This window comes from Devosia crocina (assembly GCF_900116545.1).
Taxonomy (GTDB): Bacteria; Pseudomonadota; Alphaproteobacteria; order Rhizobiales; family Devosiaceae; genus Devosia; species Devosia crocina.
Genome location: NZ_FPCK01000003.1, coordinates 524355 through 537241, shown reverse-complemented (window position 1 = coordinate 537241; position 12887 = coordinate 524355). Strand labels below are relative to the sequence as shown.

11 protein-coding genes are annotated in these 12887 nt (G+C 62.7%); 9 read left to right on the top strand and 2 right to left on the bottom strand.

Annotated features, from left to right (window positions below; genetic code table 11):
• Positions 1-22: 22 nt before the first annotated feature.
• From BM364_RS15825 to BM364_RS15805, 5 genes are all read left to right on the top strand, one after another.
• Positions 23-400 carry a hypothetical protein gene (locus BM364_RS15825; RefSeq protein ID WP_139232606.1) on the top strand — a complete coding sequence of 126 codons (378 nt, stop codon included), beginning with the start codon at positions 23-25 and terminating at the stop codon, positions 398-400.
• Between the two features lie 117 nt (positions 401-517).
• A complete protein-coding gene (gene dnaN, locus BM364_RS15820; RefSeq protein ID WP_092426235.1) occupies positions 518-1642 on the top strand; it encodes a DNA polymerase III subunit beta in 1125 nt (374 codons plus the stop codon).
• Between the two features lie 165 nt (positions 1643-1807).
• A complete protein-coding gene (gene recF / locus BM364_RS15815; protein ID WP_092426234.1) occupies positions 1808-2920 on the top strand; it encodes a DNA replication/repair protein RecF in 1113 nt (370 codons plus the stop codon).
• Positions 2921-3168: 248 nt separating this feature from the next.
• On the top strand, positions 3169-5622 hold the full coding sequence (gene gyrB / locus BM364_RS15810) for a DNA topoisomerase (ATP-hydrolyzing) subunit B (protein ID WP_092426232.1): 2454 nt from the start codon (positions 3169-3171) through the stop codon (positions 5620-5622).
• 143 nt (positions 5623-5765) lie between these two features.
• Positions 5766-6788, top strand: a complete 1023-nt coding sequence (locus BM364_RS15805; RefSeq protein WP_092426231.1) for an LLM class flavin-dependent oxidoreductase — start codon at positions 5766-5768, stop codon at positions 6786-6788.
• Positions 6789-6825: 37 nt separating this feature from the next.
• Here BM364_RS15805 and BM364_RS15800 read toward each other — a convergent pair whose 3' ends face one another.
• Positions 6826-7347, bottom strand: a complete 522-nt coding sequence (locus BM364_RS15800; RefSeq protein ID WP_092426229.1) for a hypothetical protein — start codon at positions 7345-7347, stop codon at positions 6826-6828.
• Between the two features lie 62 nt (positions 7348-7409).
• Positions 7410-7760 (bottom strand): hypothetical protein, encoded by a 351-nt coding sequence (locus tag BM364_RS15795; protein WP_092426227.1) that lies wholly within the window; start codon positions 7758-7760, stop codon positions 7410-7412.
• A 322-nt stretch (positions 7761-8082) separates the two neighbouring features.
• Here BM364_RS15795 and BM364_RS15790 point away from each other — a divergent pair, with 322 nt between their 5' ends.
• The 4 genes from BM364_RS15790 (at position 8083) to BM364_RS15775 (ending at position 12806) form a co-directional block, all read left to right on the top strand.
• Positions 8083-10779: a transglycosylase domain-containing protein gene (locus tag BM364_RS15790; protein ID WP_092426225.1), complete on the top strand. Its 2697-nt coding sequence runs from the start codon at positions 8083-8085 to the stop codon at positions 10777-10779.
• Between the two features lie 20 nt (positions 10780-10799).
• Positions 10800-11090, top strand: a complete 291-nt coding sequence (locus BM364_RS15785; RefSeq protein WP_092426223.1) for an Rdx family protein — start codon at positions 10800-10802, stop codon at positions 11088-11090.
• A gap of 85 nt (positions 11091-11175) precedes the next feature.
• The gene (locus BM364_RS15780) at positions 11176-11967 is read left to right on the top strand and encodes a substrate-binding periplasmic protein (RefSeq protein ID WP_092426221.1); all 792 of its coding nucleotides are present in this window, start codon (positions 11176-11178) and stop codon (positions 11965-11967) included.
• Between the two features lie 143 nt (positions 11968-12110).
• Positions 12111-12806: a PadR family transcriptional regulator gene (locus BM364_RS15775; RefSeq protein ID WP_092426220.1), complete on the top strand. Its 696-nt coding sequence runs from the start codon at positions 12111-12113 to the stop codon at positions 12804-12806.
• The last annotated feature ends 81 nt before the right edge of the window (positions 12807-12887 follow it).

Below are 12887 nucleotides of genomic sequence, written 5' to 3'. Positions count from 1 at the left end.
TGAGGCAAAGCACGAGCGGGCCATGATCCGAGCTTCAACCCTCCTTCTCACGCTTTTCTTGTCCGCGCCGGTTCTGGCCCAGCCAGTGACGCAAGACGAATACGTCAAACAGACCCAGGCCATCGCCATTCGCGTACAGCAGCAGCTGATGGCCTGCTGGATGGTGCCGCAGGGCGAGGAGGGGTTCCGGCTCGGGCTCGATATCGTCTTTTTCGGCAATGGCGAGATCGATGGCGAGGCCGTGCTTTCGGCGGAAACCACCAAGATCGCAAGCAAACGCGCCTCCTTGCGCGAGAGCGTGCTCGCTGCGCTCGAGCGCTGCGTGCCGTTTACCGGGCTCGAGGAGCTGGGGGCAGCGCCGGACGAGCGCTTCTCGGTCACGATCTTTTTTCAAAGCTGATCCACAGCTTGGGCGCGATCAGATGTCGCGCGGCCTTGCCAACCCGTTACGAGAATGTAAACGTCCCTGCCCGGCCCCGGCCGGGTTTGCCGCGCTTTTTTGGGATTGATGCCGAATATGAAAGTCACGCTCGAACGCAACCATCTGCTCAAGTCGCTGAGCCATGTGCATCGAGTGGTGGAGCGGCGCAACACCTATCCCATCCTCGCCAACGTCCTGTTCAAGGCGAGCGAAGACCATGTCGAGCTGCGCGCCACCGATCTCGATATCGAGGTGACCGAATCGGTGCCGGCCATGGTGTCGACGCCTGGCACCACCACAGTTCCCGCGCACACGCTTTATGAAATCGTGCGCAAGCTCGCCGATGGCGCCGAAGTACGCCTGGAAACCGATGGTGGGGAGAACATGGTTCTCACCTCGGGCCGCTCGCGCTTCAATCTCGCCTGCCTTTCGCCCGATAGTTTTCCTGACCTCAAGTCAGGCGCTTTTGCCCATGAATTCGACGTGGGCGCCGCATCCTTGCGCGAACTGATCGAACGGACCCAGTTCGCCATTTCCAACGAAGAAACGCGCTACTACCTCAACGGCATCTATTTCCACGCCGTGGAAAGCTCCCAGGCCGGATCGCTGTTCCGGGCTGTTGCGACCGACGGGCACCGCATGGCTCGCGCCGAGATCGCCGCGCCCGAAGGGGCGACCGGCATGAGCGGCATCATCGTGCCCAAAAAGACCGTGGGCGAGGTTCAAAAGCTCCTCGATGGCGTCGATGGCGATGTACATGTGGAAGTGTCCGACACCAAGATCCGCTTCACCGTCGGCCCGGTTGTCCTTCTTTCCAAGCTGATCGAAGGCACCTTCCCGGACTATGATCGCGTGACGCCCAAGAACAACGACAAGCAGATGCTGGTCGATCGTGGCGCCTTCGCGGTGGCTGTCGACCGCGTTTCGACCATCGCCTCGGATCGCGGCGGCAAGGCCGTCAAGCTCCAGGCCCGCGATGGCCTGCTCGAGCTTTCCGTCACCAATCCCGACCACGGCACGGCCAGCGAAGAGCTCGCCGTCGACTTCGACATCGAAAGCTTTGAGATCGGCTTTAATGCCCGGTATCTGCTAGACATCATCGGCCAGATCCGCTCGGAAAGCGCGGTGTTCCTGTTCAATGACGCCAATTCCCCGACGCTGGTTAAGGAAGAGGGCGGCGAGGCAAACGCGCTTTACGTGCTGATGCCGATGCGCGTGTAACCTTCGCACTTTAGCGCCAGCCTTGATACCGCAACCCCTCACCCGGCGCTGGCGCGCCGACCTCTCCCCGATGGGGCGAGGTAAGGTCTGGTGCTTGGCTCAGTTTCTCGGCTCCATCGTCCCCTCGCCCCTCTGGGGAGAGGGTCAGGGTGAGGGGTCTTCAGAATGATCCGCCACATCTCCCGCCTGCGCCTTACCGCCTTCCGCAATTATGCCTCCGCGGCGCTCGATCTCGATGAGCGCCATGTCGTGCTGACTGGGGCCAATGGCTCGGGCAAGACGAACCTGCTTGAAGCGGTGTCCGTACTCTCACCCGGGCGCGGGCTGCGGGGGGCGAGTTTTGAAACCCTCCAAAGCCATGGCTCGGACACGACCTGGGCCGTGGCCGCCACGATCGAGACCGATGCGGGACCGGCCGATATCGGCACCGGCGCCCTGCCTGATGGTGGGCGGCGCGTGCGGGTCAATGGCGCCAATGCCCGTTCGATCGAGGCGATGAGCGATTATCTGCGCGTCCTTTGGCTCACCCCATCCATGGACGGGCTTTTTTCCGGTCCAGCAGGCGAGCGGCGGCGGTTTCTTGACCGGCTGGTGACGACACTGATCCCCTCGCACTCTTCGGCCGTATCCGACTATGAAAAAGCCATGCGCCAGCGCAACAAGCTGCTTGAAGAGGGCGGGGACCTGCGCTGGCTCGGAGCGATCGAAAGCCAGATGGCCGAACTCGGCGCCTCGATCCACCTCAATCGCGCCGACAGCCTTTCCCATCTCCAGGCGCTGATCATCGAGAGCCTTGAGGACAGCAGTTTCCCTGCTGCCCAATTGTCGCTGACCCCGCTTTTCGGGGATGGGTTGGAGGCCAGGACCTCGGCCGACCTCGAAGCGCTGCTGGCGGAACGCTGGCATGCGGGCCGAGGCCTTGATCGGGCGGCTGGACGCACCACATCTGGTCCACACCGGGTCGATCTCGACGTGGTCCATCGGCAAAAGCGCATGCCGGCGGCCCTGGGGTCGACCGGCGAGCAGAAGGCGCTGCTGATCGGACTCATTCTGGCCCATGCGCGGCTTGTGCGCATCAGGACCGGCATCGTGCCGTTTCTGTTGCTCGACGAAATCGCCGCCCATCTCGATCCCGACCGGCGCCGGGCACTGTTCGGGGCCCTCGACGGGCTCGAAACACAGTGCTTTCTGACCGGCACCGACCCCGTGCTGTTCGAGGCGCTCGAAGATCGGGCACAACGCTTCGTGGTGCGCGACGGCCGCGTGGGATTGGACTAGCCTTTCTATTCTCCTCCCCCACGGGGAGAATGTCGATCGCCTGCAGGGCAAGACCGCTGAGGGTGCCTTTCAGGCACGAGACCACCCCTCATCCGGCGCTGCGCGCCACCTTCTTCCCGAGAGGGAGAAGAATGGTCCCGAGCGCCGCCTTATGCCCAGCAAAAGCCACGAAAACCGGCAATTTTCTTGGGGATTGCACCCCATTCCGGTAGAACAAATCCAAGTTGAAAGAGACTGATTCGGACCCCATGAGCGACAGCGAAAATCCGACCCCGAACGAATATGGCGCCGACAGCATCAAGGTGCTCAAGGGCCTCGATGCCGTGCGCAAGCGCCCGGGCATGTATATCGGGGATACGGATGACGGTTCGGGCCTGCATCACATGGTCTACGAAGTCGTCGACAATGCCATCGACGAGGCGCTGGCCGGTCACGCCGATCTCGTGACGGTGACGCTGAATGCCGATGGCTCCTGCTCGGTCAACGACAATGGCCGCGGCATTCCGACCGACATCCACAGATCCGAAGGCGTTTCGGCAGCCGAGGTCATCATGACCCAGCTCCATGCCGGCGGAAAGTTCGACCAGAATTCCTATAAGGTTTCCGGGGGTCTGCATGGCGTCGGCGTGTCCGTCGTCAACGCGCTCTCGGTGTTTCTCAAGCTCAATATCCGCCGCAATGGCAAGATCCACGAGATGAGCTTCACCCATGGCGTGGCCGATGCCCCGCTCGCGGTGATCGGGAATTACGTCGAGGACAAGAAGCCGGGCACCTATGAGGGCCGGTCGGGCTCCGAGATCACCTTCCTGCCGAGCCCCCAGACCTTCACCATGGTGGAGTTCGACTTCAAGACGCTTGAGCATCGCCTGCGCGAACTCGCCTTTCTCAATTCGGGCGTGCGCATTCTCCTGCGCGACCATCGCCATCCCGAGCCGGTCGAAGTGGAGCTCTTCTACGAAGGTGGGCTGGAGGCCTTCGTGCGCTATCTCGACAAGTCCAAGGCGCCGGTGATCGAAACTCCGATCGTCATGCGTTCGGAAAAGGACGGCATTACCGTCGAAGTGGCGCTGCAGTGGAACGACAGCTACCATGAAAACGTGCTGTGCTTCACCAACAACATTCCTCAGCGCGATGGCGGCACGCATCTTGCCGGTCTTCGCGGTGCCTTGACGCGCCAGGTCACCGGCTATGCGACCTCCTCGGGCATCGCCAAGAAAGAGAAGGTGGAACTTTCGGGCGACGACACGCGCGAAGGTCTGACCTGCGTGCTGTCGGTCAAGGTGCCGGACCCGAAATTTTCGAGCCAGACCAAGGACAAGCTCGTGTCCTCAGAAGTCCGGCCGGTGGTCGAGAACATCGTCAACGAAAAGCTCGGCCAGTGGTTCGAGGAGCATCCAAACGAAGCCAAGACCATCGTGGGCAAGGTGGTTGAAGCTGCCGCTGCCCGCGAAGCCGCGCGCAAGGCGCGCGAGCTGACCCGGCGCAAGGGCGCACTCGAAATCTCGTCCCTGCCCGGCAAGCTGGCCGACTGCCAGGAACGCGATCCGGCAAAGAGCGAGATCTTCATCGTCGAGGGCGATTCGGCCGGTGGTTCGGCCAAGCAGGGGCGCGACCGCTCCAACCAGGCCGTGTTGCCGCTGCGCGGCAAGATCCTCAATGTCGAGCGCGCGCGCTTTGATCGCATGATCTCTTCGGACCAGGTCGGCACGCTGATCACCGCGCTCGGCACCGGCATTGGCCGCGAAGAGTTCAACGCCGACAAGCTGCGCTACCACAAGATCATCATCATGACGGACGCCGATGTCGACGGCGCCCATATCCGCACGCTGCTGCTCACCTTCTTTTACCGGCAGACGCCGGAACTGATCGAGCGCGGCCATATCTATATCGCCCAGCCCCCGCTGTATAAGGCGACCCGGGGCCGCTCCGAGCAATATCTCAAGGACGAGCGGGCGCTCGAGGATTACCTGATCGATGCCGGGCTCGACGAAGCCGTGTTCACGACACGCGACGGGGTCGAGCATGCCGGACCCGACCTGCTTGCCATTCTGCAGCAGGCTCGCGACATCGACTACGCCATCAAGAACCTCAACACCCGCTACAACCGCAATCTGGTCGAACAGGCCGCCATCGTCGGCGGGCTCGATCCGGACGGTATGTCCGACCCGGAGAAGAGCGCCGAAACGCTTCAGCGCGTCGCCAGCCGGCTCGACCGAATTTCCGATGAACTCGAACGCGGCTGGACCGGCGCGGTGACCGACGAGGAGGCCCTCGCCTTTTCGCGTACGGTGCGCGGGGTGGCCGAAACGCATCAGATCGATCGGGCGCTGCTACAATCGGCCGATGCGCGCAAGCTGCGGCAATTGGCGGGGCGGCTCGACGAATTGTTCGGCGGCGTGCCGGTGCTCAAGCGCAAGAACGACACGATCAATATTTTCGGACCCACATCGCTCTTCAAGGCGGTGACCGATGCCGGCCGCAAGGGCGTGAGCCTGCAGCGCTATAAAGGCCTTGGCGAAATGAATGCCGAGCAGCTGTGGGAAACAACGCTTGATCCCAATGCCAGAACCTTGCTGCGCGTCGAAATCGACCAGACCGACGAAGCCGACCAGATCTTTACCGCCCTGATGGGCGACCTCGTCGAGCCGCGCCGCGATTTCATCCAGGACAATGCGCTCAACGTGAGCAATCTCGACGTATAGGCTTTAACCGGCTGGTGACGGTGGAACATCTGGATGGTGGTTCATCGTTCGCTGATCAGAGCCAGTCCGTTCCGGCGGGCTGGCTTTTTCGTTTGCGATTGACGACATAGCTATCGGGAGACACGAACGGAGCAAGGCGCGCCATGAAGAAGATCGGCTTTTTGTCCTTTGGGCACTGGAATCCCTCGCCGCAATCGGGCACGCGCTCGGCCGGCGATGCGCTGTTGCAATCGATCGATCTGGCCGTGGCGGCCGAGGAGCTGGGCGCCGATGGCGCCTATTTCCGCGTGCACCATTTTGCCCGCCAGCTCGCTTCGCCCTTTCCGCTGCTCGCAGCGGCCGGCGCCAAGACCAAAACCATCGAACTTGGCACCGCCGTGATCGACATGCGCTATGAAAACCCGCTCTATATGGCCGAAGACGCCGGCGCGGCGGACCTGATCGCGGGCGGGCGCCTGCAGCTGGGGATTTCGCGCGGTTCGCCCGAACAGGTGATCGATGGCTGGCGCTATTTCGGTTTTCAGCCCGAAGAGGGCAAGACCGACCAGGACATGGCGCGTCAGCATGCCGAAGTGTTTCTCGAGGTGTTGAAGGGCAAAGGTTTCGCCCAGCCCAATCCGCAGCCGATGTTTCCCAATCCGCCCGGCATGTTGCGGCTCGAGCCTCATTCGGAGGGGTTGCGCGAGCGCATCTGGTGGGGCGCAGCGAGCGATGCGACGGCGGTCTGGGCCGCCAAGATGGGCATGCATCTGCAATCCTCGACCTTGAAATTCGACGAGAGCGGCAAGCCGTTCCATGTGCAGCAGGCCGAACAGATCCGCGCTTATCGGGCTGCGTGGGCGGAAGCCGGGCATGGCCACACCCCACGTGTATCGGTGAGCCGCTCGATCTTCGCCCTCGTCAATGATCAGGACCGGATGTTCTTTGGTGCCGGACGGCCCGAGCAGGACCAGTTCGGCTATATCGAACCGGAAAAGCGCGCCGTGTTCGGTCGCGGCTATACCGGAGAGCCGGACAAGCTGATCGAGCAATTGCGGCGCGACGAGGCGATTGCGGAAGCCGATACGCTGTTGCTGACCGTGCCCAACCAGCTTGGCGTCGACTACAACGCGCATGTGATCGAGAGCATTCTCACCCATGTGGCGCCGGGGCTCGGGTGGCGGTAACTTTTCGCGGCTGAAGGAAAGCCCCTCACCGTTGCTGCTACGGCAGGGCGAACCCAGATCTGCCACATCCATTGGCGTTCCAGTAGCGCGCAACGTCGGTGAACTGGCCCGTCGCCAGATGTTCGACCTGGGCGGCAAAGGCCATGGCGCGGCACTCATCGGGCCCGGCAACGACATGGACGAGTTCGTGGAGCACGGTCAGAGTGCGCAGGGCATCGGCGCCGGGTGTATGAAATTGCGGACAGAGCACAAGCGAAACCTCGCCACTTTGCGGCGGCAGGCGCACAAAAGCGGCAAAACGGGCGCAAGAGGGGTTTGCCGCGGTCCCCTCTTCGACCCGCAGCGCGACCGGACTGCCCCAATGGGCGGAGGCGAAGCGGCGCAAGGTCAGGGCATCGCGATAGGTGGCGGTATCAACGCCAAAGAGTTCGGCCGGAAGATGGGGAAAGGCCGCCTCGAACTGTCCGATGGCGCCGGAAAAGGCGGTGTCGACCGATCCGGCGCGCGCGGGCACGAGATTGACGGCAAGACAGAGAAAGACGGCGAGAGCGATGCGCATGCACGCAGTTGTGACTGCACGCGATGGCAGAGGCAAGGCAGATGGAGACGCTGCCGGGAAAGTCAATCCGGGGGGCCGGTGACCAGCGGCATGATGTCGACGGCGTCGCCGGGGAAAAGCGCGAAATGGGGGTGGTTGCGGAAAATCTCGGCAGCCTCTTCAATCGTGCCGGCGCGCACCACGACATAGCCGCAGATCGTGTTGCTGGCCGGGGCAGTGCCTTGCGCCGACACGCGCAGGGTCTTGCCGACCATGCCGCCGGCATCGGCAAAGCTCGGGGAATGCTGGGTTTCCCATTCGCCCCAGAGCTTTACGCCAACCGCATCGATGGCGTCCTGCTTCTCCTTGGGGAGGGCGCGGAACTGCGCGAGGTTTTCGGGCGGCATGGTATAGACGGCAAGAAAGCGTGGCATGGCTGACCTCCCCGTGCCTCTGGCGGATCAAGAGTAATCCCGCAGGCTGCCGCTGTCACGCCTAAGCCTGACTGTGCCGAACCGGTGCAGCCAGGGACGCTGTGGCGGCGGCGAAACACCTGGCGGGAAGCAGTGCAAATTCCCATAAACCGGCCACATTTGCGGGGGAAAAGCGCCCTATCCGAACGCAGGACGCAGCAGAAACGGGTGAGCCCTTCCACATAGCGCGCGACAGGACTTTAACCTCCCGCTTACCTTTTGTTTCCCAGATGGAAAGAACAGGATAGAAGCGGGTTGAGACCCCCAAGACCAGGTATGCTCGATGGACTTCCGCATTTCGGCCGATGATCGCGTTGGTGGCCAGCCCCAAAGGGCAAGCAAGCCACAGGCACGCGCCGGCAAGGGACAACGCGTGGAACCAAGCCTGGGGCAGGCCGTGGGCGGATTTGTCGATGACGAACGCTCGGGCGGACCAATCGGCGGCAGCGGCAATGGCAGTGGCGGCAAACCGCCCCGGGGCAAGAAGCCGCCGCGCGGGGAAAAGCAGCCCCGCCGCGGCAAGGCCGAGGCTGCACGCCCCAAAAAGCGCCGCTCTCGCTCGGGCGGCTTTCTCATGGGGCTGTTGTGGTGGGGTTTCGTTGCCTGTCTCTGGGGCGGTCTCGCAGCCATTGCCGTCATCGTTTACTACGGGGCGCAGCTGCCTTCGTCCAATAGCTGGGCCATTCCCGACCGGCCGCCCAATATCCGCATTCTTGCCGCCGATGGCAGCCTGATCTCCAATCGCGGCCAGACCGGCGGCGAAGCCGTGACCTTCCGCGAACTGCCCCAATTCGTGCCGGCCGCCTTTATCGCCTCGGAAGACCGGCGCTTCATGACCCATTTCGGCGTTGATCCCATCGGCCTGATGGCGGTTGCCGTGGAATCCATCCAGGCGCGTGGGGTGACGCGTGGTGCGTCCACCATCACCCAGCAGGTCGCCAAGAACCTCTTTCTCACGCCTGACCAAACTCTGGGCCGCAAGGTGCAGGAAGCAATTCTCGCGGTTTGGCTCGAGCAGAATTTCACCAAAGAGGAAATCCTCGAACTCTACATGAACCGCGTCTATTTCGGCGCCGGCGCGACCGGGATCGAAGCGGCGGCCCAGACCTATTTCGGCGTTTCGGCGCGCAATCTCTCGCTTGGCCAGGCCGCCATGCTGGTGGGTATCCTGCCCGCGCCTTCGGCCTACAACCCCAAGGCCAATCCGCAGCGCGCCATCGAGCGCCAGCGCCTGGTGCTCAATGCCATGGCGCAGGAAGGCTACATCACCCGCGAAGAGGCCAATGCCGCCCAGATCGACCCGGATCAATCGAGCGTGCGTACCGTAGTGGCGGGTTCGGAATCCTATGTCGCGGACTGGGTCGAGAGCCTGATGACCTCCTATATCGGGGAAATCGGTGATGACGTGGTGGTCCAGACCACGATAGACTGGAAAATGCAGAAGGACGCCGAGTTCATCGTGCGCGAAGCCGTGGCCAATGAGGGTGCCAATCGCGGCTTCAGCCAGGGCGCGCTCGTGGCCATGGATGTGGACGGCACCGTGCGCGCCATGGTGGGTGGCGTCGACTATCAGGCCAGCCAGTTCAACCGCGCCGTGACGGCCAAACGCCAGCCGGGCTCGACCTTCAAGCCCTTCGTCTACATGGCGGCCATGGAAAAGGGCTATACGCCCGATACGCTCGCCGAAGACGCCCAGTTCGAATACAATGGCTGGAGCCCGCGCAACTCGACCGGCAAATATGCCGGCACGGTGACGCTGCGCCAGGGTCTTGCCTATTCGCTCAACACCATTGCCGGGCGCCTTGCCATCGATGTGACACCGCAGGCGGTGATCGATGTGGCGACGCGCATGGGCATTTCCTCGGCAATGACTCCGGTGCCGTCCATTGCGCTTGGCACACAAGAAGTGAACCTGCTCGAATTGACCAGTGCCTATGCACCCTTTGCCAATGGCGGCATGGGCGTCATTCCCAATGTGATCACCAAGATCGAGGACGTGAAGGGCAACGTGCTCTATGAAGCCTCCGATGCCGGGCCCGGCCGCGTGATCGATCCAAATGTGCTGGCCGAAATGAACGACATGCTCGAAACCGCCGTCGAGGTGGGCACCGGGCGCGGCGCGCAGATCGGCGGCTGGGACATGGGGGGCAAGACCGGTACCTCGCAGGAATCGCGCGATGCCCTGTTTGTCGGCTATACCTCGGCCATGGTGACGGGGGTGTGGCTGGGCAATGACGACAACAAGGGCACAAGGCTCTCGGGCGGCAATGTGCCGGCCTCGATCTGGTCCCAGTTCATGACCAAGGCGCTGGAAGGGCGTTCGCCCACGCCTATTCCGGGCGGCTCCTACCAGGGCCAGCTCGTGGCCCAGCAGTTGATCGACCCTAATACCGGGCAGCCCGTGATCGATCCCGCGACCGGCCAGCCGCAGGTGCAATATGTCGATGGCGGCACGGGCCAGCCGGTGCAGACCGTAACCGATCCGGCGACCGGGCAGGTTATCGCCATCGATCCGGCGACCGGGCAGCCCATGCAAGGCCTGCAGCCGATTACCCCAGAGGGCAATACCAATCCCCCGATCCAGACCGGGCAGATGTTCGACCAGACGACCGGCATGCCGGTGGATCAAGGGTTTGGGCAAACCGCCTACGATGGGCAGGGCCAGGCCATCGACCCGGTGACCGGCTTCCCGCTCCAGCAGCAGCAACAGCAACAGGGGCTCGAAAACGGCTTCGACAATTCGGCTCCCATCGATCCCGAGACCGGCATGCCGATGACGCTCGTGGTCGACCCCGCCACCGGCCAGCAGGTGTGGGTGCCGAGTGCGCCGGCCAGCCAGGGTCAGCAGATGCAGCAGGGTCAGCCGATCCAGCCGCAGGGAAATGGTCAGTTCGCTCCACCCGCCGATATGGGCCAGCAGCCGAACTACCAGAACCAGAACTCGCAACGCACGCTGATGGATCTGCTGTTCGGGGGCTGAGCCCCCGACAAGGAGCGGCGATGAACCAGGCCCCGGCCAAGCCTCATGTGACCATCACCTATTGTACCCAGTGCAACTGGATGCTGCGATCGGCCTGGATGGCTCAGGAACTGCTCTCGACCTTTTCGCTCGAGCTGGCCTCTGTGACGCTGGTGCCCGGCACGGGCGGGATTTTCGAGATCAGGCTCGATGGCGACCTCGTCTGGGAGCGCAAGCGCGACGGCGGATTTCCCGATAGCCGCGTGCTCAAGCAGATGGTGCGGGACCGCATCGATCCGGAGCGGAGCCTTGGGCATATCGACCGGGTATGATCGTGCGGGGTCGAAAGCCCCTTTTCACCCAGGCGTAAAGCGCAATAATCTCCAGACGAAGGACCTTGCTCGTTTTGGGGACGCGATGACGATGAAGATTTCCGTTGCTCTTGCCTTGGCCGGCCTGACGCTGGCGCAGCCTGTGCTGGCACAGGGCCTGCCCGATCTCGGTGGCCGCACCATCGAGGCGGTGACCGAAAATGCCTATTATCCGCTCAACTTTGCCGATCCGGAAACCAATGAGGGGATCGGGCTCGAATATGACGTGATCAACGAGGCGGCGCGGCGGCTCAATGCGGAGGTCAACTGGAACCTGGTGGCCTGGGACGTGATGATCGAATCGGTGCGCACCGGACAGTTCGATATCGGAGCGGACGGGATCACCATCACCGCCGAGCGGGCCCAGCAGATCGACTTCACCGAACCTTTCATCACGGTCGAACAATATTTCCTGGTTCGGGCCGATGAGGACCGGTTCGACAGCAAGGAAAGCTTTGGCGAAAACCCAGAGCTCCTGTTCGGCGCGCAGGCGGGGACTTCATCCTTTTATACCGCTGTATATGACGTGCTCGACGGCGACGAAGCCAATCCGAGGGTGCGGACCTTCAATAATTTCGGTGCTGCCGTGCAGGCCGTCAAATCGGGCGATGTCGATGCAGTGATCGCCGATCAGGCTGCTTCCGCCGGCTATATCGGCGCAGATCCCGGGGCCTTCAAGCAGGTGGGCGAGCCGATCAAGGCCGATCCGCTCGGCTTTATCCTGACACCGGGTTCGGACCTCGTCGAGCCCTTCAATGCGGCACTCGCCGAAATGGAAGCGGATGGCTGGCTGGCAGAGCGGATCGACTACTGGTTCTTTCAGTATGGCGGCGAATAGGCCCGTGGAGCTCAATAGCTAGGCCGCGCCTTCTCCTTGAGAGGAGGCCCAGCTACGGTCAAAACTTTCACAAGATATATCTTGAAACAGTCTCCGGATGATCCGACCTAAGCACAAGGGCGAAAACATAGCGGAGACACATCATGTCATACTGGCGTAATGGCGAACCCAATTGGCGGCGCTTCGAGCAGATGGCGCGGCGCGGCTGGGGCAAGTTCCAGCAGAATTTTTCCGAGGACGATCTGGGGCAGTGGGGCGGAAATATCCGCGTCGGCCGCATGCTGGCGGCAGGCGATGTGCGCCTGGTTGCGCTTTATCTCATCGATCAGCAGCCCCGGCACGGCTATGACCTGATCAAGGCCATCGAAGAGCGCTCCAATGGCGTTTATTCGCCCAGCCCGGGCATCGTTTATCCAGCGCTGACCTACCTCGAAGAGGCGGGTTATGTGACCTCTTCGGCCGAGGGCAACAAGAAGCTTTATACGATCACCGACGAGGGACGGACGCACTTGGGCGAAAACCGCGACGCGGTGGCCGGCACGCTTGATTTCCTGGCGCGCACGGGCGACCAGTTCAATCGCTTCCGCGAATTCGTCAAAGCCGACTGGCCGTTTGGCGGACGCCCGGAGGACGCCGATGCCGCGCCTCATCGCACCTATGAAGCGGACCGGCCCATGCAGGATGCGGCGCCCGAGCTCGACGAGGCGCGCAAGGCGCTGAAACAGGCGATCAAGAAGGCCCGCCACGGCTCGGAGGAGCATCAGCGCCGGGCAGCGGAAATCCTGCGCCGCGCCGCAGCCGAGGTGGACGCACTCGGGGAGGATGATGTGGATCTTTGACGCCTGGAGGGAGCCGAACGGTACCGGCTCCTTCTTCCTCTCTTTTCGGTGCGAAAAAGATGTGGGGCCAAGCCTTTCGAC

What these genes read in the sequence shown, in the direction of transcription:
- BM364_RS15825 (WP_139232606.1), top strand. Translation starts at nt 23, where the DNA reads ATGATCCGAGCTTCAACCCTCCTTCTCACGCTTTTCTTGTCCGCGCCG.
- dnaN (WP_092426235.1), top strand. Translation starts at nt 518, where the DNA reads ATGAAAGTCACGCTCGAACGCAACCATCTGCTCAAGTCGCTGAGCCAT.
- recF (WP_092426234.1), top strand. Translation starts at nt 1,808, where the DNA reads ATGATCCGCCACATCTCCCGCCTGCGCCTTACCGCCTTCCGCAATTAT.
- gyrB (WP_092426232.1), top strand. Translation starts at nt 3,169, where the DNA reads ATGAGCGACAGCGAAAATCCGACCCCGAACGAATATGGCGCCGACAGC.
- BM364_RS15805 (WP_092426231.1), top strand. Translation starts at nt 5,766, where the DNA reads ATGAAGAAGATCGGCTTTTTGTCCTTTGGGCACTGGAATCCCTCGCCG.
- BM364_RS15800 (WP_092426229.1), bottom strand. Translation starts at nt 7,347, where the DNA reads ATGCGCATCGCTCTCGCCGTCTTTCTCTGTCTTGCCGTCAATCTCGTG.
- BM364_RS15795 (WP_092426227.1), bottom strand. Translation starts at nt 7,760, where the DNA reads ATGCCACGCTTTCTTGCCGTCTATACCATGCCGCCCGAAAACCTCGCG.
- BM364_RS15790 (WP_092426225.1), top strand. Translation starts at nt 8,083, where the DNA reads ATGGACTTCCGCATTTCGGCCGATGATCGCGTTGGTGGCCAGCCCCAA.
- BM364_RS15785 (WP_092426223.1), top strand. Translation starts at nt 10,800, where the DNA reads ATGAACCAGGCCCCGGCCAAGCCTCATGTGACCATCACCTATTGTACC.
- BM364_RS15780 (WP_092426221.1), top strand. Translation starts at nt 11,176, where the DNA reads ATGACGATGAAGATTTCCGTTGCTCTTGCCTTGGCCGGCCTGACGCTG.
- BM364_RS15775 (WP_092426220.1), top strand. Translation starts at nt 12,111, where the DNA reads ATGTCATACTGGCGTAATGGCGAACCCAATTGGCGGCGCTTCGAGCAG.